This is a genomic window from Aeromonas sp. 604176 (assembly GCF_049170755.1).
Classification (GTDB): domain Bacteria; phylum Pseudomonadota; class Gammaproteobacteria; order Enterobacterales; family Aeromonadaceae; genus Aeromonas; species Aeromonas veronii_A.
The window spans coordinates 26,586-53,160 of sequence record NZ_JAAKNE010000016.1 but is presented as its reverse complement, the minus strand read 5'-3'; the positions used below and the strand labels follow the sequence as shown (position 1 = coordinate 53,160).

General features: G+C 56.2%; 22 protein-coding genes. 14 read left to right on the top strand and 8 right to left on the bottom strand.

All coding sequences use genetic code 11. The features are described 5' to 3' along the window. The 12 genes from G5358_RS04875 to rmf form a co-directional block, all read left to right on the top strand. Positions 1–558 (top strand): carboxy terminal-processing peptidase (locus tag G5358_RS04875; protein WP_421323726.1); only part of this gene is annotated, 558 nt, incomplete at its 5' end. A gap of 143 nt (positions 559–701) precedes the next feature. Then, entirely contained in the window at positions 702–3,326 is a 2,625-nt protein-coding gene (pepN, locus tag G5358_RS04870) for an aminopeptidase N (RefSeq protein WP_421323725.1), read from the top strand. Positions 3,327–3,396: 70 nt separating this feature from the next. Then, on the top strand, positions 3,397–3,618 hold the full coding sequence (locus tag G5358_RS04865) for a DUF2835 family protein (RefSeq protein ID WP_005351919.1): 222 nt from the start codon (positions 3,397–3,399) through the stop codon (positions 3,616–3,618). 278 nt (positions 3,619–3,896) lie between these two features. Next, a complete protein-coding gene (locus tag G5358_RS04860; protein ID WP_421323724.1) occupies positions 3,897–8,735 on the top strand; it encodes an NAD-glutamate dehydrogenase in 4,839 nt (1,612 codons plus the stop codon). Between the two features lie 77 nt (positions 8,736–8,812). Further along, complete coding sequence (pyrD, locus tag G5358_RS04855) at positions 8,813–9,823, top strand: quinone-dependent dihydroorotate dehydrogenase (RefSeq protein WP_128815545.1); 1,011 nt, start codon at positions 8,813–8,815, stop codon at positions 9,821–9,823. Positions 9,824–9,913: 90 nt separating this feature from the next. Next, the gene (locus G5358_RS04850) at positions 9,914–10,450 is read left to right on the top strand and encodes a cell division protein ZapC (RefSeq protein WP_128815544.1); all 537 of its coding nucleotides are present in this window, start codon (positions 9,914–9,916) and stop codon (positions 10,448–10,450) included. A 380-nt stretch (positions 10,451–10,830) separates the two neighbouring features. Further along, positions 10,831–11,094 carry a type B 50S ribosomal protein L31 gene (locus G5358_RS04845; RefSeq protein ID WP_216953573.1) on the top strand — a complete coding sequence of 88 codons (264 nt, stop codon included), beginning with the start codon at positions 10,831–10,833 and terminating at the stop codon, positions 11,092–11,094. After that, positions 11,095–11,220 carry a type B 50S ribosomal protein L36 gene (gene ykgO, locus G5358_RS04840; RefSeq protein ID WP_123173069.1) on the top strand — a complete coding sequence of 42 codons (126 nt, stop codon included), beginning with the start codon at positions 11,095–11,097 and terminating at the stop codon, positions 11,218–11,220. It begins immediately after the preceding gene. Positions 11,221–11,360: 140 nt separating this feature from the next. Beyond that, positions 11,361–13,550 (top strand): bifunctional 23S rRNA (guanine(2069)-N(7))-methyltransferase RlmK/23S rRNA (guanine(2445)-N(2))-methyltransferase RlmL, encoded by a 2,190-nt coding sequence (rlmKL, locus tag G5358_RS04835; RefSeq protein ID WP_421323723.1) that lies wholly within the window; start codon positions 11,361–11,363, stop codon positions 13,548–13,550. Beyond that, complete coding sequence (locus G5358_RS04830; RefSeq protein ID WP_201951089.1) at positions 13,550–13,780, top strand: glutaredoxin family protein; 231 nt, start codon at positions 13,550–13,552, stop codon at positions 13,778–13,780. Before rlmKL ends, G5358_RS04830 begins: the two co-directional genes overlap by 1 nt. A gap of 73 nt (positions 13,781–13,853) precedes the next feature. Beyond that, positions 13,854–15,764 (top strand): ABC transporter ATP-binding protein, encoded by a 1,911-nt coding sequence (locus tag G5358_RS04825; RefSeq protein ID WP_421323722.1) that lies wholly within the window; start codon positions 13,854–13,856, stop codon positions 15,762–15,764. Positions 15,765–15,922: 158 nt separating this feature from the next. Next, the gene (rmf, locus tag G5358_RS04820; RefSeq protein WP_005315693.1) at positions 15,923–16,102 is read left to right on the top strand and encodes a ribosome modulation factor; all 180 of its coding nucleotides are present in this window, start codon (positions 15,923–15,925) and stop codon (positions 16,100–16,102) included. A gap of 84 nt (positions 16,103–16,186) precedes the next feature. On the opposite strand, the gene fabA is transcribed toward rmf, so the two are convergent. From fabA to G5358_RS04785, 7 genes are all read right to left on the bottom strand, one after another. Continuing rightward, complete coding sequence (gene fabA / locus G5358_RS04815) at positions 16,187–16,747, bottom strand: 3-hydroxyacyl-[acyl-carrier-protein] dehydratase FabA (protein ID WP_421323721.1); 561 nt, start codon at positions 16,745–16,747, stop codon at positions 16,187–16,189. 76 nt (positions 16,748–16,823) lie between these two features. Further along, the gene (locus G5358_RS04810) at positions 16,824–18,800 is read right to left on the bottom strand and encodes a Lon protease family protein (protein ID WP_421209043.1); all 1,977 of its coding nucleotides are present in this window, start codon (positions 18,798–18,800) and stop codon (positions 16,824–16,826) included. 127 nt (positions 18,801–18,927) lie between these two features. Then, positions 18,928–19,368 (bottom strand): hypothetical protein, encoded by a 441-nt coding sequence (locus G5358_RS04805; protein WP_421255132.1) that lies wholly within the window; start codon positions 19,366–19,368, stop codon positions 18,928–18,930. After that, positions 19,283–19,570 (bottom strand): hypothetical protein, encoded by a 288-nt coding sequence (locus tag G5358_RS04800; RefSeq protein WP_421323720.1) that lies wholly within the window; start codon positions 19,568–19,570, stop codon positions 19,283–19,285. Before G5358_RS04800 ends, G5358_RS04805 begins: the two co-directional genes overlap by 86 nt. A 70-nt stretch (positions 19,571–19,640) precedes the next feature. After that, positions 19,641–20,018: a hypothetical protein gene (locus G5358_RS04795; protein WP_421323719.1), complete on the bottom strand. Its 378-nt coding sequence runs from the start codon at positions 20,016–20,018 to the stop codon at positions 19,641–19,643. 611 nt (positions 20,019–20,629) lie between these two features. Continuing rightward, positions 20,630–21,913 carry a tyrosine-type recombinase/integrase gene (locus G5358_RS04790; protein ID WP_421323728.1) on the bottom strand — a complete coding sequence of 428 codons (1,284 nt, stop codon included), beginning with the start codon at positions 21,911–21,913 and terminating at the stop codon, positions 20,630–20,632. A 391-nt stretch (positions 21,914–22,304) separates the two neighbouring features. Further along, positions 22,305–22,607 carry a YebG family protein gene (locus G5358_RS04785; RefSeq protein WP_005333111.1) on the bottom strand — a complete coding sequence of 101 codons (303 nt, stop codon included), beginning with the start codon at positions 22,605–22,607 and terminating at the stop codon, positions 22,305–22,307. Positions 22,608–22,777: 170 nt separating this feature from the next. Between G5358_RS04785 and G5358_RS04780 the strand changes: the two genes are divergently transcribed. After that, on the top strand, positions 22,778–23,653 hold the full coding sequence (locus G5358_RS04780) for an esterase/lipase family protein (RefSeq protein ID WP_421323718.1): 876 nt from the start codon (positions 22,778–22,780) through the stop codon (positions 23,651–23,653). A gap of 90 nt (positions 23,654–23,743) precedes the next feature. On the opposite strand, the gene G5358_RS04775 is transcribed toward G5358_RS04780, so the two are convergent. After that, positions 23,744–25,717 (bottom strand): SDR family oxidoreductase, encoded by a 1,974-nt coding sequence (locus G5358_RS04775; RefSeq protein ID WP_021230119.1) that lies wholly within the window; start codon positions 25,715–25,717, stop codon positions 23,744–23,746. 248 nt (positions 25,718–25,965) lie between these two features. On the opposite strand from G5358_RS04775, the gene G5358_RS04770 reads away from it, so the two are divergent. Next, a complete protein-coding gene (locus G5358_RS04770) occupies positions 25,966–26,538 on the top strand; it encodes a phasin family protein (RefSeq protein WP_005333118.1) in 573 nt (190 codons plus the stop codon). The last annotated feature ends 37 nt before the right edge of the window (positions 26,539–26,575 follow it).

Genomic DNA, 26,575 nt, shown 5'->3' with positions numbered 1-26,575 from the left:
CGCAGCCTCGCCAAGGTCTATGACTTCTACGAGCAGCCGCTGGGTCACGTGCAGTACACCATCGCCAAGTTCTACCGGATCAATGGTGGCAGTACCCAGAACAAGGGCGTTGCGCCGGATATCAGCTTCCCGACACCGGTTGCGCCGGAAGAGACGGGCGAAAGCCGCGAGTTTAATGCGTTGCCTTGGGACAAGATAGCCTCAGCCAACTACGAGAAACTCGGCAATTTCACCAGTCTGCTGCCCAAGTTGCAGGCTGCCCACGATGCTCGGATCGCCAAGGATCCCGAGTTTGCCTATGTGATGCAGGACATCGCTGACTACAAGGAGGAGAAAGACAAGAAGTCGGTCTCCCTCAACGAGGCGGAGCGTGTTGCAGAGCAGGCGAAACAGGATGAGAAAGTGCTTAAACGTACCAATGAGCGCTTGGCACGTCTTGGCAAGCCGGCAGTCAAGAGTCTGGACGAACTGCCCGCTGATTTTGAAGCGCCCGATGAGTATCTCATCGAAGCGGCCAATATCACGGCGGATCTGGCTATGGACAGCAAACGCAGCTGACAGGCAACCCATCATGCACAAGGGCGACTGCGGTCGCCCTTTCTTTTTATCTGGCACATCTGACGTCATGCAAATCGTTTGACCCCGCCAGTAGGTTGTGACAGCCTCTTTCTCGCCTTTAACAAGCGTGGAAGCAGACAATAATGACCGATCACTCCCAGGCCATGACGGCCAAATATCGCCAGGATTATCAGGCGCCGCTCTACTGGATCGACACTATCGACCTCGATTTCCAATTGCAGGAACCACTGACCCAGGTCACTGCCATCACCCGCATTCGCCGCAACGGCGAGCACAATGCGCCGCTGGTCCTCGATGGCGAGCAGCTGACCCTCAAGAGCATTGCCATCGATGGCATTCCCTGTGACCACTACGAGCAAGGCGAGAGCAGTCTGACCCTGTTCAACCTGCCTGCCGAATGTGTGCTGACCATTGTCACCCTGCTGGATCCGGCCGCCAACACCGCACTCGAAGGGCTTTACAAGTCTGGCGATGCCTACTGCACCCAGTGTGAAGCTGAGGGCTTTCGTCGCATTACCTATTATCTGGATCGCCCCGACATTCTGGCGCGCTACAGCACCCGCATTACCGCCGACAAAGCCAAATATCCCTTCCTGCTATCCAATGGCAACAAGGTCGACAGCGGTGATCTGGATGGCAGCCGTCACTTCGTGCAGTGGCAGGATCCTTTCCCCAAACCGAGCTACCTGTTTGCGCTGGTGGCCGGTGATTTCGATGTGGAGCGCAGCCACTACACCACCAAGAGCGGCCGCAAAGTGGCCCTCGAGATCTTCGTCGACAAGGGCAACCTCGATCGCGCCGGTTTTGCCATGGAGAGCCTCATCAACTCCATGCGCTGGGACGAGCAGCGTTTCGGCCTCGAGTACGATCTCGACATCTACATGATCGTCGCGGTGGACTTCTTCAACATGGGCGCCATGGAGAACAAGGGGCTAAACATCTTCAACTCCAAATTCGTGCTGGCCAATCCTGCCACCGCTACCGACAGCGACTACCACGGTATCGAACGGGTGATCGGTCACGAATATTTCCACAACTGGACCGGCAACCGCGTCACCTGCCGCGACTGGTTCCAGCTCAGCCTGAAAGAGGGGCTGACGGTATTCCGGGATCAGGAGTTCTCCTCCGATCTGGGCTCCCGCGGCGTCAACCGCATTAACAACGTGCGTACCGTGCGCGGCCCGCAGTTTGCCGAAGATGCCGGCCCCATGGCGCATCCGATCCGCCCGGATGTGGTGATCGAGATGAACAACTTCTACACCCTGACCGTCTATGAGAAGGGGTCGGAAGTGATCCGCATGATGCACACCCTGCTAGGTGAAGAGGCCTTCCAGGCCGGTATGCGCCTCTACTTCGAGCGTCACGACGGCTCGGCCGCCACCTGCGATGATTTCGTGCAGGCGATGGAGGATGCGTCCGGTGTGGATCTCGGCCGTTTCCGCCGCTGGTATAGCCAGTCCGGTACCCCCGAGTTGACCGTCACCGACGAGTACGATGCCGCCAGCGGTATCTATCGCCTCCATGTGAGCCAGCACACCCCGCCGACTCAGGATCAGCCGCAGAAGCTGCCGCTGCATATCCCCTTCGATATCGAGCTCTATGACGAGCAAGGTGCCGTCATCGCGCTGCAATATCAGGGCAAGGCCATCGGCAACGTGCTCGATGTGCTCGAAGCGGAGCAGACCTTCGAATTCGATCAGGTGCCGGTCAAGCCGGTTCCCTCCCTGCTGCGGGACTTCTCCGCGCCGGTCAAGCTGTACTATGACTACAGCGATGAAGCGCTCGCCTTCCTGATGCGCTTTGCTCGCAACGAGTTTGCCCGCTGGGATGCCGCCCAGATGCTGATCAACAAAGCGGTCATCGACGGGGTGGCGCGGGTGCAACACGGGCAGGGGGTTGAGCTCTCCCAAACCCTGCTGGCCGCCTTCGTCGCCGTTTTGGACGACAGCGAGCTGGATTTGGCCCTCAAGGCGGAGATCCTGGCGCTGCCAGGTGAAGCGACCCTGGCCGAGCTGTTCGAGGTGGCCGATATCGATGCCATCCATCAGGTGCGTGACGCGATCCACACCCGTCTTGCCGAGGCCTTTGGCGCGCGCTTGGCGGCTACCTATCAGAGCCTGCGTCTGAGCGGCTATCAGGTGGTGCACGCCGATATGGCCAAAAGGGCCCTCAAAGGAGTCGTGCTCGGCTATCTGGCGGCACTGGATGCGGAGCATGCCGATGCGCTGGTGCGCGAGCAGTATGCAACTGCCGACAACATGACCGACACTCTGGCGGCGCTGCAGGTGGCCAACGGCTATCTGTTGCCATGCCGCGCTGCGCTGCTGGCCGACTTTGAAGGCAAGTGGGCCAAGGATGGACTGGTGCTGGACAACTGGCTGCGGCTGATTGGCAGCAAACCGGCTGCCGATGTACTGAGCGAAGTGAAACAGGCGATGAATCACCCCACTTTCAGTATTCGCAACCCGAACCGGCTGCGGGCGCTGATCGGCAGCTTCGCCATGAGCAATCAGGTGCAGTTCCATGCGGTGGATGGCAGCGGTTACCGCTTCCTGACTGATCTGCTGATCGAGCTCAACGAAGTCAATCCGCAGGTGGCCTCCCGCCTCATCACGCCGCTTATCCAGTTCAAGCGACTGGATGAGGCGCGCAAGGCGCTGATCCGCGCCGAGCTGACCCGTCTTGCCAACCTTGAGGGGCTGGCGCGGGATCTGTTCGAGAAGGTCAGCAAGGCGCTGCAGCAGTAAGTGTCGACGAGGCAGGGGCGTTAACGCGCCTGCCTCTATTGTGTGATTTGTCGTGTGATCAGGAGCAAGCGTGAAGCAGTTTACTTTTCGGCTCTCATTGAATAGCGATGAGGTGATGCTGATGTATCAGGGCCATGCCAGACGGCTGGTGGTGCGCAGCGAACAGGGATTGACCCTGGAACTTGGCATAGAAAAAATACGGCCTTTTGTCGCCATCAATGGTGTGCATGGCTATTTTCGGCTGAAAACCCAGGACGATTACCGCTTTATCAGCCTCGAACGCATAAATTAACAAAAATAGAACAGATTACCGACTGTTTATCTGCTTTGCGTCACTATCTATCCGGTAAACCGGCACAAAGGTAGTGGGAATTTCTGTATTTTGGGTTATTTACAAAATTTCTCACAGTTTAAGCCGTGATCTGTACCTTGTTTTTAACATCTCGTTAGCACCTTTCCTCGCCTTCCCTTATCCAAGCCATTACACTTCGCAACAACTCTGCACCAGCGGGTAACCAGGGTGGTTGCCTCTGCGTCGGTGGTTAATGTCGTCCGATAAGGAATATAAAAATGGCATTGAAAGACGCCCCTACCTCAGTTCTGCTCGAAAACGTTCTCAGCCTGATCCATCAGAAGTTGCCCAAAAACAGTGCCTCTTTGGTCGAACGCTTCGTTGCCAAGTTCTACGGCAACATGGCGAGCTCCGACCTGCACGATCGCAATGACAGCGATCTCTACGGCGCGGCCCTGAGCCTGTGGAATGCCCTCAATCAGCGCAGCGGTACCGATCCCTACATCCGGGTCTACAATCCCGAGCTGACCCGTCACGGCTGGCAATCGCCCCATACCATCGTCGAGGTGATCCTGCAGGATTCGCCCTTCCTGGTGGACTCCATCCGGATGGCGCTCAAGCGACTCAATATCACCGCCCACATGATGCTGCACCAACCGCTGCACCTCATTCGTGGTGCGGATGGCAAGATTGACGCCATTCTGGCGCTCGACAACACCGACGGGCAGACCTCGGTTGAAACGGCATTCCTTATCGAGATCGATCACCTCACCAGCGAGGAGCAGATGGCCGCGCTGGCTACCGAGCTCAACTCGGTGGCCGGTGAAGTGGCGCTGGCAGTGGGCGACTGGCAGCCGATGCTGGCCAAACTCAATGAGATCATCGACGAGCTTCCCAAACGCAAGAGTCCGGCCAGCAAGGAGGAGGTGGCCTCCTGCGTTGCCTTCCTCAAATGGGTAGCTGCCCACAACTTCACCCTGATGGGTTATCGTCGCTACGACGTCAAAGCGGTGGAGGGGGATCACGAGATCCTGCCGCAGGCCAGCTCCAGCCTGGGGCTGATGAAGAACTCCATCAAGGAGGTGGGCCAGCGCCTTGGCAACATGCCAGCCAGCGCACGTCACGCCGCTCTGAGTTCTGACCTGCTGATCCTCACCAAATCCAACAGCAAGTCCCGGGTGCACCGTCCGGCTTATGTGGATTACATCGGCATCAAGCGCTTTGACGAGCATGGCAAGGTGATCGGGGAAGATCGCTTCATAGGTCTCTACGCATCTTCCATCTACAACACCAGCGCGACCCAGATCCCGCTCATCAGCCATCGTCTCGAACGCATCATGGCTGCCTCCGGTCACGAGAAGGGCTCCCACGCCTACAAGGCGCTGCTCAACGTGCTGGAAACCTATCCCCGTGACGAGCTGATCCAGGCCCGTGAAGAGGAACTACTGGCTACCGGCCTTGGCGTACTGGAGATGCAGGAGCGGGACATGCTTCGGCTATTCGTGCGCCGGGATGTCTATGGTCGTTTCTTCTCTTGCATGGTCTATGTCACCAAGGAGCGCTACAACACGGCGCTGCGCATCAAGACCCAGCAAATTTTGCAGAAATATTTTGGCAGCAATGAAGAGGTGGAGTTCAACGTCTACTTCACCGAAGGCGTGCTGGCGCGGACCCACTACATAGTGCGGGTCAACAACAATAACGTGGATGTGGATGTGAACGAAGTACAGAACAACCTGATTGAAGCGGCCCGCAGCTGGGACGACAGACTCGACTCCGTGCTGCTTTCCCACTATGGCGAGGCCCGTGGCAATGAGTTGCGCCGCCGTTTCAGCACTGCCTTCCCCCGCGCTTACAAGGAAGATGTGCTGCCGGGCTCGGCCGTGGCCGACATCATGGCGCTCGATAACCTGAGCGAAGCCGAGCCACTCGGCATGCTGTTCTACCGCGCGCAGGAGGAGGAGAACGATCGTCGGGTACGGCTCAAGTTGTTCCATCGCACCGAGCCCATTCACCTCTCCGATGTACTGCCGATGCTGGAAAACATGGGACTGCGGGTGATCGGTGAGACCCCGTATCAGGTACGCACTCCGGGTGGCGATCTGTTCTGGATCCTCGACTTCTCCATGTTGCTGCACGGCGAGCAGCCCTTTGATCTGGCCCAGAGTCAGCAACGCTTCCAGCAAGCCTTTGCCGCCATCTGGAACAAGCAGCTGGAAGATGACGGCTTCAACCGGCTGGTGCTGGGGGCGGGTCTCACCGGCCGCCAGGTGTCGGTGCTGCGCGCCTATGCCAAATACATGCGTCAGACCGGCGTCTCTTTTAGCCAGTCCTATATTGAAGAGACCCTGACCCGTTATCCGGAGATTGCTCAGCTGCTGTTCACCTTGTTTGAACAGCGCCTGGATCCGGCCGGCAAGCAGGACGTCAAGGTACAGGCCAAGTTGCACGAGCAGCTTGCCACCAAGCTGGATCAGGTGGCCAACCTGGACGACGATCGCATTATTCGCCGCTATGTGGAGATGATCGACGCTACCCTGCGTACCAACTACTACCAGCTGGACAAGGCGGGCAACATCAAGCCCTACATCTCCTTCAAACTGGCTCCCTCCACTATCACCGACATGCCGCTGCCGCTGCCGAAATTCGAGATCTTCGTCTACTCGCCGCGAGTGGAAGGGGTACATCTGCGCTGGGGCAAAGTAGCTCGTGGCGGTCTGCGCTGGTCAGATCGCAAAGAGGACTTCCGCACCGAAGTACTGGGTCTGGTGAAAGCCCAGCAGGTCAAGAACACCGTCATTGTGCCGGTGGGGGCCAAGGGCGGTTTCTACTGCAAACAGATGCCGGTGGGGGCAACCCGCGCCGTCATTCAGGAGGAGGGAAAGGCCTGTTATCGCCTGTTTATTCGCGGTCTGCTCGATGTGACTGACAACATCATCGGCGGCGAGGTGATCCCGCCCAAATCCGTGGTGCGTCACGACGAGGATGACTACTACCTGGTGGTGGCCGCCGACAAGGGCACGGCTACCTTCTCCGACATCGCCAACGAAATAAGCCTCGAATATGGCCATTGGCTGGGCGACGCGTTTGCCTCCGGTGGCTCGGTCGGTTACGACCACAAGAAGATGGGCATCACCGCCCGTGGCGCCTGGGAGTCGGTCAAACGGCATTTTCGTGAAATTGGCGTCAACTGCCAGACCACCGATTTTACCTGCGTCGGGATCGGCGACATGGCGGGAGACGTGTTCGGCAACGGCATGCTGCTCTCCGAGCACACCCGGCTGGTGGGCGCGTTCAACCACATGCACATCTTTGTTGACCCCGCTCCGGATGCGGCCAAGAGTTTTGTCGAGCGCCAGCGCCTGTTCGATCTGCCGGGCTCCAGCTGGGATGACTACAACCGCGAGCTGATATCACAGGGGGGCGGCATCTTCCTGCGCTCGGCCAAGTCCATCAAGCTGAGCCCGGAAATACAAACCCTGCTCGGTACCGACAAGGCCAGCATGGCACCGAACGAGTTGATCAAAGCGCTGCTCTGCCTCAACGTCGATCTGCTGTGGAACGGTGGCATCGGCACCTATGTGAAGAGCGCTCGCGAGAGCGATGGGGAAGTTGGGGATCGCAGCAACGACGCACTGCGAGTCAACGGCCGCGATCTGCGGGCCCGTATCGTGGGTGAGGGGGGCAACCTCGGCTTTACCCAGCTCGGTCGGGTGGAGTACGCCAGTCAGGGCGGTCGCATCAACACCGATTTTACCGACAACGTCGGCGGTGTGGATTGCTCCGACAACGAGGTGAACATCAAGATCCTGCTGAACCAATTGGTGGCGGCAGGGGAGCTGACCCTCAAGCAGCGTAACCAGATGCTCTACGAGATGACCGACGACGTGGCGCAGATCGTGATAACCAATGCCTATCGCCAATCCCAGTCCATCTCGGTCACCAGCTTCCGCGGCTCTGAACAACTCAAAGAGCAACAGCGCTTTATTCAGGGACTGGAGCGGGAAGGCAAGCTCGACCGTGCGCTGGAGTTCCTCCCCTCTGATGAGGAGCTCTCCGAGCGGATGGCGGCAGGGCAGGGGCTGACCCGCCCCGAACTGGCGGTGCTGGTGGCGTACGGCAAGATGGTACTGAAAGAGCAGCTCAACTGCCCGGAAGTGACCGACGAGCCCTTCCTCGCCAACATGCTGGTCACCAGCTTCCCAGCCAAAGTACAGCAGCAGTTTGGTACCCAGCTGGCCGATCACCCGCTACGCGGCGAGATCATCGCTACCCGGGTGGCCAACATGCTGGTTAACGACATGGGGCTCAACTTCGCAAGCCGGATGAAGGACGAGACCGGTGCCTCGGTCGCCGAAGTAGCCTGCTGCTTCGCCATGGCCCGCGAAGTGTTTGGCATGAACCAGTTGTGGCGCGATATCGAAGGGTGCGACAACCTGGTGGATGCCCAGACTCAGCTCGAGCTGATGTTCTACAGCCGCCGTATCGTGCGCCGTGCCACCCGCTGGTTCCTGCGCGCCCGCAATCGCAGCTGGAGCATCAGCGAGAATATCGCTTTCTTCCGCCCTGCGTTCGAGACCTTAGGGAAGCACCTTTACGAGGTGATGGATGAGAGCGAAGTGACCGAGCATCGTCAGGTTGTAGCCAAGTGGATGGAGAAACATGTGCCTGAGGCCATTGCCCGTCAGGTCGCCCATATGAGCAGCCTCTTCTCCAGCCTGGATCTGGCGCAAATTGCCGCGGAGCACAAGACCGATATCCTGCGTGCCGCCAACGTTTACTATCGCCTCGGAGCCAAACTGGATCTGCACTGGTTCCTCGACCAGATCAACCATCAGCCGGTCGGCAACCACTGGCAGGCGATGGCGCGAGCTTCCTTCCGTGAAGATCTTGACTGGCAGCAACGCAGTCTCACTTCTGTGGTACTAGAAGGGTGCAAAGATCAGGGAGAATGCGCTACCATATTGGCCGACTGGATTTCGGAGCATGAGCAACTCTTGTCCCGTTGGACCCACATGTTGGCCGACTTCAAGACCACCAGTACTCACGAGTTCGCCAAGTTCTCGGTGGCCTTGCGAGAGTTGAACCTGCTCCAGTTGAATTGTCGGGCACTTTAATTGCCAGATTAAGGCATGACACCGACATTACACCCAAAGCCCCGGCCAGTTGCCGGGGCTTTCTTTAAGGAGCAAAGATGTTGTACCCCATCGCCAGGCATTTCCTGTTCAAACTCAATCCGGAACAGGCTCACGATCTCTCCATGAAATATTTGCCCCGCCTTCTCGGTACGCCACTCGATTGTTTCTTCCGCCAGAATTTGCCGAAACGCCCCGTCACTGTCATGGGGCTTTCTTTTGCCAATCCGGTGGGATTGGCTGCCGGTCTGGATAAAGATGGTGAGTGCATTGACGCGCTGGGCGCCATGGGATTTGGCTTTATCGAAGTCGGTACCGTCACCCCCAGACCCCAGAGCGGCAATGACAAGCCCCGCCTGTTCCGGGTTATTCCGGCAGAGGGGATCATCAACCGGATGGGATTCAACAACAAGGGGGTTGATCATCTGGTGGCCAAGGTAAAAGAGACCAAATATCAGGGAGTCATCGGCATTAATATCGGCAAGAACAAAGATACTCCCATCGAACAGGGCAAGGATGATTACCTGATCTGCATGGACAAGGTTTATGATCACGCCGGTTATATTGCCGTCAATATCTCTTCCCCCAACACTCCGGGTTTGCGTTCGCTGCAATATGGCGAGGCGCTGGATGAATTGCTGGCCGCCCTCAAGGTGCGGCAGCAAGAGCTGGCCGCCCAATATAAAAAGTATGTGCCGCTGGCGGTTAAAATTGCCCCGGATTTAAGCCTTGAAGAAATAGATCAGGTGGCCGCTTCGCTGGTGCGTAATGGCATTGATGGGGTTATCGCCACCAATACCACCCTCGAGCGCGAGATGATTTATGACATGCCCCACGCCGGTGAAGCGGGTGGCTTGAGCGGTCGTCCGCTGCAGCACAAGAGTACCGAGGTGATCCGTCATCTGGCCAAGGCGCTCAATGGTGCTCTGCCAATTATCGGTGTGGGTGGTATTGATAGTGCCATGGCCGCCCGTGAAAAATTGGCCGCCGGTGCCAGTCTGGTACAAATTTATAGCGGCTTTATTTATAAAGGGCCGGGGTTGGTCAAAGAGATTGTGACCAATATTTAAGAAATAGATGGCGGAGCCCTTTATTTGACGTTGCTGATTTCCTGCATATGGAATAAAGTCAACTGGTAATTATCAAGTAAGGGCTCCAACATGTTTATCCAACCGACCGATAGCTGGCAATGGCACTATGATGCCCAGAGTGACCGTCTGATGTTGGACCTGTCTGATAACATGTTATTTGCGACCGAGTATAAAGGGCGACAATTGGTGCCCAGCTCGTTTGCAACCCAGCCTTTTTGCGTCGATGATGCCGCCCTCTATTACCAGTTGATGGATAAAGCAGCCGAACTTGAGTGGAGTATTCCCCATCAGGTTCAGTTGGTGCTTAATGCCATCGCGGTCAGTCGTTTTTATAAACCCCTGATGCCACAAAGCTGGTTTTTTAGTGAACAACATCCGCAAGTGATCCCGCAAAATGGTGATCTGGTCCTGATGAATACGCCCCATGGCGACGGCGAATTTATGGTCATTGAGGCAGGAGATCAGGCTAGCGTCTGTTTGAACCTCACTGCCGATCTGGTATTGACCACCAGTAAAACCTTGCCGCGTTTCGGGGTGATCAAGGTGATGAATAACCGGATGAAACCGCGTATTACCGTGACCGAGCAATATCGTCAGGTCAGTTGATATATATTCATCAATCTTTTTATCTCTGTGATTACACCGCTGCCTGTTTTAACTGTGGACACCTCAATCGCGCCTCGTTTCTGATCCTTCATTGATCCGCGAACATCTTGCCCATTCTCATTGATCTTCATGGTTGTGGTTCAGCCTCTCTTGAGGCTTGTTACATCCACTTGCACCTTGTGTTCTAACCCACGCAGTATCTTGGTCTTCCGTGCTGCAAGCATGGTGTCTTCCTCTTGTTTCGTTCTGCTTGCGTAGTGTCTCCCCCTAACTATCAACACATCACTCACTGCAGCGATGTTCTTCATACGACATTTTTTGCTTGAAACGAGAGCTATTCTCACTTACATTTTGTTATAACATAACAAAATGGAGTTGCTATGAAGCCTCATATTCATCCTGATTATTGTTTGGTGCTGTTCCATGACACGGCGGCAGATGCCTTTTTCCTGGTCGGTTCAACCATCAAGAGCGATCGCCGCTATACGTGGCAAGACGGGAAGGAGTATCCCTATGTATCGCTCGATGTTTCCAGCCAGTCGCACTCGTTTTATACCGGCAAGCAGAAGCAGGTTTCTAGTGAGGGAAGTGTTGCCCGTTTCAACAAGCGTTTTGGCGCATTTTCAAGCAAGAAGGAGTCCTGAATGCAGGTCGTCTGTTCACTCAAATCCGCACGGGCGCGTCATCCCGATTGTCAGTTGGTGCGCCGCCGCGGCAAATTGTTCGTGATTTGCAGAAGCAATCCCCGTTTCAAGGCTCGCATGAAGTGAGCCGCTAAATGATGTCTGGCCCCATGATCTCGCCATCGGGTAGTCATGGGGCCTTTTACCTTTATCGCCCCATATCAATCTGTTTCCATCCTGCTGTTTGCGCCGACTTTTGCATGCTCCAGTCCGCCTGATGAGGTATAATGCGGCACTATTTTTATGGGTTCCCCGTGAGCGTGATGAAAGAATTTTTTGCAACCTGCCCCAAGGGGCTGGAAAACCTGTTGGCCGATGAGCTGACCAATCTTGGCGCAGAGCAGGTCCGTGAGACCGTGGCTGGCGTCCATTTCAAAGGCGAATTGGCGATTGGCTACAAGGCCTGCCTGTGGAGCCGTTTTGCCTCCCGCATCGTGCTGGTGCTGTCTGAATTCCAGATGAACGATGATCTGGATCTCTATCTGGGCGCCCACACAATCCCCTGGGAAGAGCACTTCTCCGGTACCGCTACCATCGCGGTGGACTTTACCGGTACCAACCCTGCCATTCGCAATACCCAATATGGCGCGCTGAAAATCAAGGATGCCATCGTCGACCGCTTCACCAAGCGCGGTCACGTGCGTCCGGACGTGGACAAGAAGTCGCCGGATATTCGCATCATGGCGCACCTGGGCAAAGGCAAGGCCAATATCACGCTGGACTTGTCAGGCCCGGCGTTGCATCAGCGTTTCTATCGTCAGGGCACCGGTGAAGCTCCGCTCAAAGAAAACCTAGCCTGCGCCATGATTGCCCGTAGTGGCTGGGCCGGTGAGCCCATGATGGACCCGATGTGCGGTTCCGGTACGCTGCTGATCGAAGCGGCCTTTATCGCCGCCGACATGGCGCCGGCGCTGCGTCGCGAGCGCTTCGGTTTCGATCGCTGGCTGCAGCATGATAGCGAGCTGTGGCAGAGCCTGATGATGGAAGCACAAGTGCGTGCCAAACGCGGCATGCAGCGTTGCGAAGTAAAACTGTTTGGTTGTGATGCCGACCAGCGCGTGCTCCTCAAAGCCCGTGATAACGCCAAAGCGGCAGGTGTGGCGCACCTCATCACCTTCAAGCAAGCCGATGTCACCAAGCTGGAAAACCCGCTGCCGATGCCTGCCCCTGTTGAAGGGGAAGAAGGTCAAGGGGAGGCCCGCCAGGTCGGTATGCTCATTTCCAACCCGCCTTATGGCGAGCGTCTTGGCGAATTTCCGGCGCTGCTGGAAGTGCACCAGGCGCTGGGCGATGCTCTGCGTCGCAGCTTCCAGGGTTGGAAAGTCTCCATTCTGTCCGCATCGCCCGAGCTGCTGAGCTGTCTGCGCCTGCGCGCCGACAAGCAGTATCGCCTGTTCAACGGTGCTCTCGAGTGTCAGCTGCGCAATTATCAAATCGCACTGGACTCCGTGGCCTCGCAAAAAGAGGTGGCACAGGACTTTGCCAACCGTCTGCGCAAGAATCTGAAGGCGCTCGAGAAGTGGGCCAAGAAAGAGAATCTCGACTGCTACCGTCTCTACGACGCCGACCTGCCTGAGTACAACGCCGCCATCGACCGTTATCAGGACTATCTGGTGGTGCAGGAGTACGCGGCGCCCAAGGATATCCCCGCCCAGAAGACCCGTCAGCGTCTGCTCGACATGGTGCAAGCCGCCATCAAGGTGACCGGGATGGACGGCGAGAAGGTGATCCTGAAAGTACGCGAGCGTCAGGAGGGCAAGCAGCAGTACCAGAAGCTATCCGAAGAGCAGCACCGGATGGAAGTGCAGGAGTATGGTGCCCGTCTGTGGGTCAACCTCTACGACTACCTCGATACCGGTCTGTTCCTCGACCATCGTCAGACCCGCCGCATGCTGGGTCAGATGGCCAATGGCAAGCGCTTCCTGAACCTGTTTGCCTACACCGGCAGTGCCACCGTGCACGCGGGTCTTGGCGGTGCCAGCGAGACCACCACAGTGGATATGTCGCGCACTTACCTCAACTGGGCACAGGACAACATGCGCCTCAACTCGCTGGTGGGCCGTCAGCACAAGTTCGTGCAGGCTGACTGCCTGAAGTGGCTGTCTGAAGCGGACGAGCAGTACGACCTCATCTTCATCGATCCGCCCACCTTCTCCAACTCCAAGCGGATGGATGAGAGCTTCGATGTGCAGCGCGATCACCTGCTGCTCATGCAGCACCTGAAGCGGTTGCTGGCTGCTGGTGGCACCTTGGTGTTCTCCAACAACAAGCGCCACTTCAAGATGGATCTGGCCGGTCTCGAGGCCATCGGTCTCAAAGCGCAGAACATCACCGGCAAGACCCGGCCCAAGGATTTCGAGCGCAACCAGCACATCCACAACTGCTGGATCATCACCCATGCGGAGGCTGAGGCTTGATGCTGACCCTGTTTCACACCGACGGTTGCCACCTGTGTGAGCAAGCTTGGGCGCTGGTGGAGGAGGCGGGGGCAAGCGATGTGACCCGCCGCTGCGACATCATGGACGATGCCAGCTGGCTTGAGGCCTATCGGGTGCGTATTCCGGTGCTGCGGGACGAGGCTGGCCGCGAGCTGGGCTGGCCCTTCACGCTGGTGGAGCTCAAAGGCTGGCTCGCTCGTCAGGGTTGATTTGTGATTTGACGATGAAACGGGAGCAGACCCAGTCTGTTGCCCGTTTTTTCATATGAGATAAGGAACGAACATGGCTCTTTTAACATTGCACGGCGCGTGTCTGTCGTTCAGTGATTTTCCGTTGCTCGACAAGGCCGAGCTGACCATAGAGCGAGGCGAGCGCCTCTGTCTGGTGGGCCGCAACGGGGCGGGCAAGTCCACCCTGATGAAGGTAATTGCCGGTGAATTGCCCCTCGATGATGGCCGTCTGGTGTTGCAGCAGGACTTGAAAGTGACTCGTCTTGAGCAGGATCCGCCCACCTCGAGCGAGCTCACCGTGTTTGATTACGCCGCCGAAGGGCTGGCCGGAGTCGGTGAGCTGCTCAAGCAGTATCACCACGTCTCCATGGCGCTGGCGAGTGACCCGTCCGATGCCAACATTCGCAAGATGAGCCAGCTGCAGGAGCAGCTCGATTATCAGAATGGCTGGCAGTACGAGACCCGCATCAATCAGGTGCTGACCCTGCTTGGTCTTGATCCTGACGTGACCCTCGACAGTCTCTCCGGTGGCTGGCTGCGCAAGGTAGCGCTGGCCCGTGCACTGGCATGCGATCCCGATCTGCTGCTGCTCGATGAGCCGACCAACCACCTGGATATCGAGGCCATCAACTGGCTGGAAGAGTTCCTCAAGGATTTCCGTGGCGCCATCGTTTTCATCTCCCACGACCGTGAGTTCATCCACAAGCTGGCGACCCGGATCATCGATCTGGATCGCGGCGTGATCACCTCCTGGCCCGGCAACTATGACGAGTACCAGCAGGGCAAAGAGGAGTGGCTGCGGGTCGAAGAGCTGAAAAATGCCGAGTTCGATCGCAAGCTGGCGCAGGAGGAGGTGTGGGTACGCCAGGGGATCAAGGCGCGCCGTACCCGTAACGAGGGGCGAGTGCGCGCCCTCAAGGCGATGCGCATGGAGCGTACCCAGCGTCGCGAACTGCAGGGCAAAGCCAAGCTGCAACTCGACGAGGCGAGCCGCTCCGGCAAGCTGGTATTTGAAGCTGAAGGGTTGGGACTCGACTTTGGTGATCGCACCCTGTTCGAGGGGCTGGATCTGCAGGTGCTGCGTGGGGACAAGATTGCGCTGGTCGGCCCCAACGGTTGCGGCAAGTCGACCCTGATCAAGCTGCTGCTGGGTCAGCTAGATGCCACTCGTGGTTCGGTGCGTCAGGGTACCAATCTGGAAGTGGCCTACTTCGATCAGTACCGCGAACAGCTCGATCCCGAGCAGACGGTGGTGGACAACGTCGGGGAGGGCAAGCAGGAAGTGATGGTGCGCGGTCGCTCCCGCCATATCCTCGGCTATCTGCAGGACTTCCTGTTTGAACCCAAGAGGGCCAGAACGCCGGTCAAGGCGCTTTCTGGCGGTGAGAAAAACCGTTTGCTGCTGGCCAAGCTGTTCCTTAAACCCAGCAACCTGCTGATCCTCGACGAACCGACCAACGACCTCGACGTCGAGACTCTGGAGCTGCTGGAAGAGCTGCTGGCGGACTATCCAGGCACTCTGCTGCTGGTCAGTCACGATCGTCGCTTCATCGACAATACGGTAACCGGTTGCTGGCTGTTTGAGGGGGATGGCCGCATCAGCGACTACGTGGGCGGCTATGCCGACATGATGGCGACCCGCGAGCAGCAGCGTGCTCAGCAACATGCCAAGAGCACGCCTGTGAAGGCGCCCGAGCCGGTAGCCACAGTGAGCGAAGCGCCGAAGAAAGGCAAAAAACTCTCCTACAAGCTACAGCTTGAACTGGATGGTCTGCCGGCGCGTCTTGAGCAGCTGGAAGCCGAGCTGGATGCGCTGCAAAGCGAGATCAACCAGCACGGTTTCTTCTCCCTGCCAAGCGAGCAGACCCAGCCCAAACTGGCCGCATTGAGTGCCGCCGAGACGGCGCTGGAGGAGGCATTTGCTCGTTGGGAAGAGCTGGAAGGACTCAAAAATCAGGAGTGAGTTCCCTGTAATTAAAACTTAATCCAGTTCAGTGCCTTGTGTCACATAGCCCGGTTAGGGTGGAAGTTTTTGTTTGACCGAGTGCGCTCGCAGGAGTAAAGATGAAAGCGACCGATGCAGAATTGGTCGCTTTTTTTGTTCCACGAAGAGGGTCGTAGATGATGAAGAGACAGAAGCGGGACCGTCTGGAAAGAGCTCGTGCTCGTGGTTATCAGGCTGGCGTGGTCGGCAAACAGAAAGAAGCGTGTCCGTATCAATGCCTGGATGCCCGAGGGCATTGGCTTGGTGGTTGGCGTGACGCCATGGAAGGGCGGGGCTCAGGCCTCTTCATGAAGTAGCAGGTACTTCATCACTCATTACAAAAGGAAAGGGGCCGTTGTGGCCCCTTTGCGTTAATGCTGTTTTACCACCAATCAGAGAGATCAGAATGCGGTGGTATCTTTGAACAGGCCCACTTTCAGGTCGGTGGCGCTGTAGATCGGACGGCCGTCGACTTCGACCACACCATCAGCAATCCCCATCACCAGCTTGCGGTTGATGACGCGCTTGAAGGTGATCTTGTAGGTCACTTTCTTGGCAGTCGGCAGGATCTGGCCGGTGAATTTCACTTCACCTACGCCCAGAGCACGACCCTTGCCGGGGCCACCTTTCCAGCCAAGGAAGAAGCCAACCAACTGCCACATGGCGTCCAGACCGAGACAGCCAGGCATCACGGGATCACCCGGGAAGTGGCAATCGAAGAACCAGAGATCGGGGGTAATGTCGAGCTCTGCCAGGATCTCGCCCTTACCGTGCTCGCCACCGTTGTCATTGATCTTGACGATGCGATCCATCATCAACATGTTAGGGGCGGGCAGCTGACTGTTACCCTCACCAAAGAGTTCGCCATGGCTGCAAGCCAGCAGCTCTTCACGGGTAAAAGAGTTCTTGCCCTGTTCACACAGAGAAAGGCGGGCTTCCAGGGTCGAATTGTCTACGGTCACGCTGAGTTTCCTTCAAATGAGTAAAGCTGCGCCAATTTAGCGTACAGATGTGCGCTAAACAACTCCGATCACTTCATTAGCGGCCAAACAGCCGATCAAGAAGGGCGCGCAGCAGCCCGACTTTCGCCGTGCTGCCGTTCAGCTCATCCAGTCGCTCCTGAATGCGGCCGAACAGGGTATCGGGCATGTCAGGCTCACCCGCCACACAGCCAGTCAAGAGCTCGATAGCCTCTTCCACATGATCTACAGGGTGGATATGGAACTGTCCCGCTTCAACTGCGGCGATCACCTCATCAGAGAGGTTGAGTTGCTGGGCGTTGGTGCCGGGCAGCAGGATGCCTTGTTTGCCAGTCAGACCGTGGATCTTGCACACCCGGAAGAAGCCTTCGATCTTCTCGTTGACGCCGCCAACGGCCTGCACATTGCCAAACTGGTCGACCGCACCCGTTACCGCAAAGTGCTGGTAAATAGGCTGGCGGGCGAGGGCAGAGAGCAGGGCACACAGGCCGGTCAGGGAGGCACTGTCACCATCGATTTCGTGGTAAGACTGCTCGAATACCAGATTGGCCGACAGAGGGGAGGGGTTCTCGGCACCGAACTTGTTGGAGAGGTAGCCGTGAATGATCATCATCGCCTTGGCATGAATATGGCCAGCCAGTTCAGCCTTGCGCTCGATATCCGCCACGTCGCCATCACCCAAGTGAACAGTGGCGGTCAGGCGTACCGGTTCGCCAAAGTCATATGGGTGACCGGAGACCTGAATGACGGAGAGACCATTAATTTGGCCAATCTCTTCACCATCAGTCTGCAGCAGGATCTGGCCGTCGATAACCCCCTGATCGGACTGCTCAACCAGATAGTTGAGGCGATAATCCTGCTCCTCCAGCGCACCACGAATGTGCTCGTCGGTGACCTCTTCCGCTTCCAGCTCCCGTGCCAGACTGTCAGCCATCCTCATGATGGCGGAGAGTTGTACCGCGGAGAGAGAGAGCCACTCCTGGTGATCACAGAGTCTGCTGGCATGGCGACAGAGTGCGACAAGGGCTGCCGGTGTGAAATCCAGCAAGTTCCAGCGTTCACGTAACCAGGCCAGATACTGCAGAAACTCCTGCAGGTCTTCCTCTATGTTTACTTCGGATACTAGGTCGGCGCGCAGGAATATACGCTCTGACATGTCACGATCCAGCATCTGGAACTCAGCCACGTCCAGTCGGTCACCCACCAAGATCAGCTTGAGCTTGATGGGGGTCGCTTCAGGTGCAAAGAAGGGGGTTAGTGTCTTGCCTTCCTGATAGGCGTTCCAGTCCAGCTCGCCTTTTTGCATAGCATTTTTGAGCTTAAACCAAAGATGAGGCTGGTCGAGCAGCTCATCCAGTTGAAGAATAAGGTAGCCACCATTGGCCTGACGTAGCAAACCTGGTTCCAGCAAGTGCTGATTCGCGTAGACAGAACCCTGTTCTGTCTGATAGTTGATGGAACCAAACAGGGTATCCCAGTTGAGATCACGACCGTAAATTACCGGTGCTTCCTGCTCTTCGTGATGAATAAGCAGGTTGATCAGCACCGGATGCTGAAACTCCAGTCCCAATGCCACATGGGCCGCCAGATCCGAGAGAAAGTCATCGATCTTTGGATCGTTGTTTTGCTTGCGCATGATGCGGGTTACGATTCGCTCGGCATCGAGATGGTGGCTAAGCAACTTGAGTAGCTCGCCAACCATTTCGCAAAACTCAACGCCAGTACCGGGTTGCAGTCGCAGCCAGATAGGTTTGAACGGGTTGTTGAGATTCTCGGTATAGCAGAGGTCGAACAGATCGCCATCCTTACCATTGGAGTCGGCAATCAGAGTGCGGCACACATCTTCATAATCGGCACCGGGGAAACCGTTGAGCAGCATAACCGGGCAATCACCATCAAAACTGGCCAGACGTTTGATACCGGAGATTGCTCTGGGTTGCAGAGCGGCAAAGGGGATGGGCTCAAGCTCACAAAGCCTGGGGAACTGTTCAATCGCAAAAGCGGGTTTTAATTGTTCTGATGTTAATTCAGCCACTTAAGACATCCGGTCGAAGATAGGATCAATTGTTGCCATTATACACAGTTCAATAAGCGGTGACAGGAAACAAGATACTATATTTAACATAATATACATTATGCGCAGTCAGGCTTAGGGGTATCAGTCAGGCAGGTTGAATCACACATGGGCCGTCAGCCATTGCTATCACCATAGCTACGGTGCCATCACGCTTTGCATCAACGACCCATACTTGCGTTGCGGATGGTTCTTCAATGTGGAGAACTGCTAAGTGCACATCCAGCAACTCGTATACAGCATCGATTGCTGCAGGCAAGTCATTGCACAACTGATGAAGCTGCGGATCCTTGCCCCAAGGGTTTATCGTGTGCAGATATTTACCGAGCCGGGCGTAGAAGTTTTCAAAGCGTTTTCTCGTCATATACCCCGTTGTTTTGCGACCAACATGCAAGCTTCCATCTGGCTGACGAATTGCTGGGACAACTGGTATTGGATAAAAATCAGGGTTGATCGCAGCTAACGAGGTCATGATCTTTTGGGCATGGTAGTGATCGCCAATTTTCTTTATGTCTATGAAGGTCTTCATAACGCTTTTCACTGGGCGCAATTGAAGAAAAAGCAATGGCCTCCATTGCTTTTCGCATCTGCAAAATCGCACTGTCAACCTGAACTCTATCTTGAAAATTATTGCTATTTTTCATTAGCTTATCAGCGGAACCTAGATGATAGAGCGCTTCAGTCATCATCTCACGATAGATAATGTCGGGCTGTCTTTTAGCTTTTGCCATGTCACGTTACCTTGTCGTTTTTACAGATGCCGATAACCGTGTTTATCGGCATCTAATGAGAAAAGCTCCATTACCAACCGGTTACAGTGCTTGGGATCTGTAAAGCAGCACCTTGCTCTTCTCGGACACTTGAATCCTTTGGTAGCTCTACGGCAACAGTGAACTTTACCCTGCTAGTTTGCTGATATACGTCGTTCCCTTGGGTCTTTCCACCAAGGCTCAAAACGTTGATCACTGACAGCCTAGCCCCTGCTTCTGATTGCTGACTCTCAGTTACAACAAGCGCAACATCAAAATCTATATTGATAAGACGTGGAGATCTTGATGATGATGCAATGTGATCATGAGGGTTCACTCGCCCTCCCAGGCTGGCAACATTATCAGACGCATTGGATACGCCTCTGGCTATTTGTTGAATAGCCGATTGAACAAATTCCTCTAGCTGCATCACGATACCTCGAGTCAGATTCTCTATTGAGCGGCATGCTCCATACGGATATTGGGGCTATTGCTTGCAAACCAAGCCTTTACTGACAAAAAACCTTCTTGTGAGAGATAACACCCCTCCCCTGTGGCTGGTGTGAGCATGGCTCTGTCTGGGAATTACCCCGTATTACTACCCGGGGGGCTTGAACAGCTGTCGCCCTGATAGATTTACTGGCATGTGATATGGCTGGGGTGATCGTTGTTCACCACAGAATAATGACGATTGCCCGCAGGGATTTCGCTATGAGAGTCCCCTCCCCTGTGACCAGTGTATTAAGGCAATCACAAGGAGCAAGGGGCTGGAATATTGGTGACAAATCAATGGAATTGAACAAGGCCCCTATCTGGCGATAAAGGCCTTGTGGTACGCGAATCAATTAAATCAGGCGGCCCAACCGGCGCTTTCATTTTGGCATGGGGTGCTGGTCAGGCTCTGGTTCCTGACTACTCCATGGTTCCTTGAACCGATTGCCATCCCGGATCAGTAAAAATAACCGCACCTGCTTGGATGAGACATTAATGACTCAAGGCTTGTTCTAAAGATGAACAGTAAAGTTCAGGGTAATGTCTCACTTATCGTGAATCTTTAGGAATGTCATCTCTCACTTCGTTACTTAATCTGTCCAACGGTTTTTGCTGCGCACTCTCATGACGTTCGCTGTTGCTGGTATGGAGATATTTCGAGGTGGTGTCGATGCTGTCATGGCCGGCATCGGCCTGTACGTGGGAGAGCGGCCGCCCGTGCAGATTGATGTCATGGGTGATCCCGGTATGGCGGATCGCATGGGGAGAGAGTTGCCGCATTTCGGCTGCATCCTGGGCAAATCCATCCTGCTCTGCCAATTCTGCCCCTTTACCGATGATCACCATGATCAAATCCCGTAGCTGGCGAATGCCGAGGTTGGCGTTGATCTCCCCCTGCTCGCGGCCGTGGGCTGCCGCTTTATGGCGAACGAACAGTGGCGTCTGTTCATCCGGTGTCGGCAAGGGAGAGAGACCGAGGAAGCGGCGGTAGCGTTCAAGTGCCGCCAACAGTGCTTGGGATACCGCTACGGTACGCCGTTTGCCCCCTTTGCTTTGCGGAATAAAGTAGCCCCAGACGCCGGTTTTGCGATCCCGCCTGAACTGCCCCATCACAGGGGTAAAGCCCGGCCGAGCTGCAACTTCAGAGATCCGCAGATAGCAGGCGTACATCAGAATGGTGAGAAAACGGCTGCGCTCGTGCTGCTCCGGATGGCCGTTGGCAAGGGTATCGGCGGCCTGCATCACATATGACCACTGCAACTCGCTGAAGGCCTGCACCTGATCATCGGCCTCCTGTTGTTGCGGCCGTTTGACCCGCTGCAGCAGCAGAGCGGGATTCCTGTCCATGTACTCCTCTTGGATCAGAAACTGGAAGAAGGCCGACAAGATGGCGAGTTTGGTCTTCATCGCCTGCTCGCTCAGGCGATAGGGCAAGGTGCGGCCCAGCTCCCGCTTGCCGAGAAACGGTCGCCATTGCGGGTTGGGCAACCGCTCTCCCCACTCCTTGTCGAGGACAAACTGCGCCACGTTGCGGTAGGCGATCAACTCGTCAGGGGGCGACTGACAATAGTCGAGATAGCGGATCATGATGCGGCGAGTGAGATCTTTCGGGCTGATGGCCGCCTCGCGAAAGCACCAGTGCAAAAAAGTGGTCAGTTCGCTGCGATAGGTTTTGTAGTTGTTTTCGCTGTTGCGCTGCTCCAGCAGCCAATCGACCGCCAGTTCGTAAACCAGACCGGCATCGGGTACATCGTTGAGGCTGAGGTTGGCAAGGTACTGATTGACCTGCGGATTGCCAGCTTCCAGATAGATAAGGCTGTCAAACAGCGGCATGGCTGGCGGCAAGGATAATGGTTGTTGAATCATGGTGTTGCTTGTTGCTTGTTGCTTGTTGATGCTGAGATGAGTCGATATGAGCCTGTGAGCCGAGTTGATAGAAAAGGGCTCGTGATAGATGAATGCGGCTTCTATTGGAATTGGTACTGCCTCTTGTTGCTGATTAAGGTCACCGGGAGCGATCTGGATAACGTTCTCTCCACCGTTTGCTCATTATTTCCTCATAGACCTAGCTGATGTCGCTCAGTGGTGCACGCTATTTAGTTATGCATTGGATATGCACAGCCATTAAAAAATTATCGGGGTAAATAGCCGTAAAAATGGTTTTAAATGCAAATAAAGTGAATGCGGCGAGCTGTTTATCCCGAGAAATAGCAGGCTTGGGCAATCAGGCCACCTGCTTGAGTGGCTTCTCCTTGCGCTTGGCTGCTGGGGCCTCTTCCTCTTTCGTGCCTGCCTGAACCTTGCCGCCGCGCAGCAGGGTTTGCAGCACATCGCGCTGTTCTGCCAGGTAGAATGCCAGACTCTCTTGCTGCTCTGGTGCCAGCTCGATCGGGGCGCCAGCCAACAGGGTCATCAACTCATCGGCCGTATCCAGCAGCTTGTCATAGGCATCGGCCTCTTTTTTGCTGGCAAAGGTCATTTTTTCCACTCCCCCACGAACAACCACATATTTGATCTCGACAGCCATGATGGCCTCCTCTTGATGATGATGGATAGAGTATATGTATGGATATACAGCATTGCAAATAACCTCACCGGAAAAGAGTTCGCCGGGGTTTAGCGACAAAAGCCGCGTTGGATCAAGTTGTCTCAAAGTGCCATTTGACTTCCACGCCAGACTGGTCGGATCATGACCTTATGACGATCGTACGACACCTGTTTATCCTGCTGATGGTAGAGGTGCTGCTCCTCGGGAGTATCGCCCACGTGGTCGTGGGACTTCCTTGGTTGCTGACCCTGCTGTTTGTCGTGTTTGCCCTGCTTGGGTTGCGCTGTCTGGTGGTGCTCGGCAGCTGGCTGTTTACCCGCTTCTACCCCTCCCCGGCTATCGGCCCCTGGCGCAGGGTGAAGATGATGGCGCAGGAGATGCTGGCCTACCTTTACACTTTCACCTTGTTGCTACCGTTCGAGCCTTTGCTGATGGCACCCGATCGGCTGCGTCCATGCCAGCGCCCCGTATTGCTGGTACATGGTTACGGTTGCAGTCGCGGGATCTGGCACACCCAGCGCGCCCGACTGGAGGCTGCAGGCCATGTGGTCGCCACCATTACCCTGATGCCACCATTTGGTCATATCGATGAGATGGTGCCGCTACTGGCCAAGCGAATTGACGATGTGTTGGCGCAAACCGGGGCTGACAAGCTGGTGCTGATCGGTCACAGCATGGGGGGGCTGGTCTGCCGCGACTATCTGGCTATCCATGGTGGTGACAAGGTCGTGCGCCTGATCACGCTGGCTACGCCTCATCAGGGCAGTCAGCTAGCCGCCCTTGGGCTTGGGGCCAATGCCCGCGAGATGGAGCCCGGATCCGGCTGGTTGCAGCGTTTTGCTTCGGTGCCGCTTTGCGTGCCCGGCATCTCGGTGCGCACCAGTCACGACAATGTGGTGATGCCGCAGGAGCGGCAACGATTGGCGGGAATGGAAGATATCGAGTTGCCTGCCATTGGCCATCTCTCTCTGCTTTACTCCCGTCGCACGACAGATCTGCTGCTTGATCTGCTGTCCAGAGTCTGACCTTCCTTAACCGCTCTTCAACTGCTATTGCAAATAAAACAGGGACCTGATTGCTCAGGCCCCTGTTGATCTCTTTATCGCATCAACTGGTTAGAAGTGTATCCCCTTGATCAGGGTCGAGACGGCAACCTGATCGGCGGTGGCCTTGGACTTGTCGCCATCCTTGGGATCGGCAAAGGTGCGGAAGCTGGTGTTCATGATGACCTGGGCGACGCGCGGTGCCAGAGCGTGAACCACCTGACCAAATACCCCGAGGCGAGTAGCCAGACGAACGTGCTTGTTGATGATGGTATCGCACACCAGATCGGCCGCCTCTTCCGGCGTCATCATCGGCACCTGCTCATAAACCTTGGTCGGCGCGACCATCGGCGTTTTCACCAGCGGCATATTGATGATGGAGAAGCTCACCCCTTTATCGGCAAACTCGGAGGCGGCGGTACGCACCCAGGCATCGAGGGCCGACTTGGAGGCAACATAGGCGGAGAAGCGCGGTGCATTGGTCAACACCCCGATGGAGGAGATGTTGATGATGTGCCCTTTTTTCTTCTCGATCATGGTGGGCAGCACCCCCATGATCACCTTGAGCGCACCAAAGTAGTTGAGCTGCATGGTGCGCTCCAGATCGTGGAAGCGATCGAAGGAGTCCTCGATGGAGCGGCGGATGGAGCGGCCGGCATTGTTGACCAGAATATCGACGCCGCCGTGATCGGCCACGATGCGAGCGGTGATCTCCTCGGCCTGCGCCAGATTGGAGAGATCCCCCTGATAGATCTCGATGGTCAGCCCCAGCTCGGCAAACTCCGCTTTAGTCTCGGCAATCTTCTGCTCGTCGCGGGCGATGGTAACGACGTTGGCCCCCGCCCCCGCCAGCTTGCGCGCGGTTGCACGGCCGATACCAGAGGTTGCCCCGGTCACCAGCACCACCTTGCCCTCTACCCGACCACGCAGGGAGCGATCGATGAATAGCTCCGGGTCGAGGTGACGCTCCCAGTAATCCCACAACCGCCAGGCGTAGCTGTGCAGCGGTGGCACTTCGATGCCGGTCCCTTTCAGTACCCGCTGGGTTTCGCGACTGTCGAAACGGGTGGGATAGCTGATAAGGCGGAACACATCCTTGGGCAGACCCAGATCGGCGATGGCGGCATCGCGGATGCGGCGCACCGGCGCCATGGTCATCAGCATGGCGGTCAGGTGGCGGGGAATGAAGTTAAAGAGAGAGGCATTTATGCGGATCGCAGGCTCCGGCGCATGGGCGGCGCGGGAGAAGGTGCTCAGCATGTCGCCGACCCGCATCGGGTTGGGGTCGGTCAGGTGGAAGGTTTTGTTCTCCTCTCCCTCCTGATGGGCGATATGCACCATGGCATCGACCACAAAGTTGACCGGCACTATGTTGATGCGCCCGCCCTCAACCCCGATGGCCGGCATCCAGGGCGGCAGCAGACGGCGCAGCTTCTGGATGGTCTTGAAGAAGTAGTAAGGGCCGTCGATCTTGTCCATCTCGCCGGTATTGGAGTCACCGACAACGATCCCCGGTCGATAGACTCGCCACGGAACTGTGCACTCATTGCGCACAATCCCTTCCGCTTCGTGCTTGGTCTGGAAGTAAGGCATGTCGAGGTGTTCGGCCTCATCGAACATGTCCTCGCGAAACAGACCGTCAAACAGGCCCGCTGCAGCGATGGAGCTGCAGTGGTGGAACTGCCCTGCCCCCAGCCGCTCGGCAAGTTGAACGGCTTGACGGGTCCCTTCGGTGTTGACCTGCTGCTGGATCCCGGCCTTGGCGTTGAGATCATAGATGGCCGCGAGATGGAAGAAGTGGTCGATCTTGCCGATCAACTGCTCCTGCATCTCGACCGATACCCCCAGCAGCGGTTGCGTCATGTCGCCAAAAACCGGGACTGCGCGCGATTCATCCACATTCCAGAATGCAAATAACTCCGGCAATTTATCCTGATGAGAGGCGCGCATCAGAAAATAGACGATACAGTCGGGATGCTGTTGGAATAACTTTTTGATCAATCGACGCCCGATAAAACCACTACCGCCAGTAATGAAATAGTTCATAAAGAGAATCCTGCTACTGATTAGGGTGTTACTAGGTTGTTAGATATATCACGATTCATATGGGAATCCGCAATTTGATTGTCGGTTCGTGAGCAAACCCTAATTTCGGTGGTGTGCCTGTTCCGTTATTAGGTAGAACCCTCTATTTTTTGTCCCTAGACTGAAGTTGAAAAATCAGTAATGCCACAACCCGATTGCAGTTTCGTTGTCGCCATTACATTTAACAGTCGTTATTCAAGGAGAAGATCATGGCTAAGAAATTGAAAGCGCTGGCAGGGTCAGTGACCGACAACCAACTCACCTCCACCATCAAGGAGTCCACCCAGCAGATCTGGTTGGCGGGTCTGGGTGCCTATGCCAAGGCGCAGGAAGAGGGTGGCAAGATCTTTGAAGCGCTGGTGCAGGAAGGGGAAGCATTGCAGGCCAAAACCCGTCAGAGCGCAGATGAGAAGATTGCCGCTGTGACCGACAAGACCGCCAATACCTGGGGCCGTCTGGAGCAGGTGTTTGAAGATCGCGTGGCCCGCGCTGTGGCCAGCCTCGGCATTCCGACCCGCAAGGATATCGACAAGCTCTCCAAGCGCATGGCCGAGTTGACCGACGTGGTCCAGCAACTGCTGGATGCACAGGAAGAAGAAGCCCCGGCCGCAGAAGCCAAACCGGCTGCCGCCAAAAAGCCCGCTGCCCGCAAGCCTCCGGTAAAGAAGGCACCGGTAGCCAAGGCTAAAGAGGCCGTGGTTGAGCAGGCTGCCGATCTCCTCTCCGCCGCCGAAGATGCGGTGAAAGAGGTGAAGGCCAAAGCAGAGAGCGTCCTGCCCTGATCCCTCGCGGTGACGGAAGTTGATTGATACCGGCCCA

What these genes read in the sequence shown, in the direction of transcription:
- G5358_RS04805 (WP_421255132.1), bottom strand. Translation starts at nt 19,368, where the DNA reads ATGAAGACCTTCATAGACATAAAGAAAATTGGCGATCACTACCATGCC.
- pyrD (WP_128815545.1), top strand. Translation starts at nt 8,813, where the DNA reads ATGTTGTACCCCATCGCCAGGCATTTCCTGTTCAAACTCAATCCGGAA.
- G5358_RS04790 (WP_421323728.1), bottom strand. Translation starts at nt 21,913, where the DNA reads ATGCCGCTGTTTGACAGCCTTATCTATCTGGAAGCTGGCAATCCGCAG.
- pepN (WP_421323725.1), top strand. Translation starts at nt 702, where the DNA reads ATGACCGATCACTCCCAGGCCATGACGGCCAAATATCGCCAGGATTAT.
- G5358_RS04850 (WP_128815544.1), top strand. Translation starts at nt 9,914, where the DNA reads ATGTTTATCCAACCGACCGATAGCTGGCAATGGCACTATGATGCCCAG.
- rlmKL (WP_421323723.1), top strand. Translation starts at nt 11,361, where the DNA reads ATGCGGCACTATTTTTATGGGTTCCCCGTGAGCGTGATGAAAGAATTT.
- G5358_RS04825 (WP_421323722.1), top strand. Translation starts at nt 13,854, where the DNA reads ATGGCTCTTTTAACATTGCACGGCGCGTGTCTGTCGTTCAGTGATTTT.
- G5358_RS04785 (WP_005333111.1), bottom strand. Translation starts at nt 22,607, where the DNA reads ATGGCTGTCGAGATCAAATATGTGGTTGTTCGTGGGGGAGTGGAAAAA.
- G5358_RS04780 (WP_421323718.1), top strand. Translation starts at nt 22,778, where the DNA reads ATGACGATCGTACGACACCTGTTTATCCTGCTGATGGTAGAGGTGCTG.
- G5358_RS04845 (WP_216953573.1), top strand. Translation starts at nt 10,831, where the DNA reads ATGAAGCCTCATATTCATCCTGATTATTGTTTGGTGCTGTTCCATGAC.
- G5358_RS04770 (WP_005333118.1), top strand. Translation starts at nt 25,966, where the DNA reads ATGGCTAAGAAATTGAAAGCGCTGGCAGGGTCAGTGACCGACAACCAA.
- rmf (WP_005315693.1), top strand. Translation starts at nt 15,923, where the DNA reads ATGATGAAGAGACAGAAGCGGGACCGTCTGGAAAGAGCTCGTGCTCGT.
- ykgO (WP_123173069.1), top strand. Translation starts at nt 11,095, where the DNA reads ATGCAGGTCGTCTGTTCACTCAAATCCGCACGGGCGCGTCATCCCGAT.
- G5358_RS04800 (WP_421323720.1), bottom strand. Translation starts at nt 19,570, where the DNA reads ATGGCAAAAGCTAAAAGACAGCCCGACATTATCTATCGTGAGATGATG.
- G5358_RS04795 (WP_421323719.1), bottom strand. Translation starts at nt 20,018, where the DNA reads ATGCAGCTAGAGGAATTTGTTCAATCGGCTATTCAACAAATAGCCAGA.
- G5358_RS04860 (WP_421323724.1), top strand. Translation starts at nt 3,897, where the DNA reads ATGGCATTGAAAGACGCCCCTACCTCAGTTCTGCTCGAAAACGTTCTC.
- G5358_RS04775 (WP_021230119.1), bottom strand. Translation starts at nt 25,717, where the DNA reads ATGAACTATTTCATTACTGGCGGTAGTGGTTTTATCGGGCGTCGATTG.
- G5358_RS04830 (WP_201951089.1), top strand. Translation starts at nt 13,550, where the DNA reads ATGCTGACCCTGTTTCACACCGACGGTTGCCACCTGTGTGAGCAAGCT.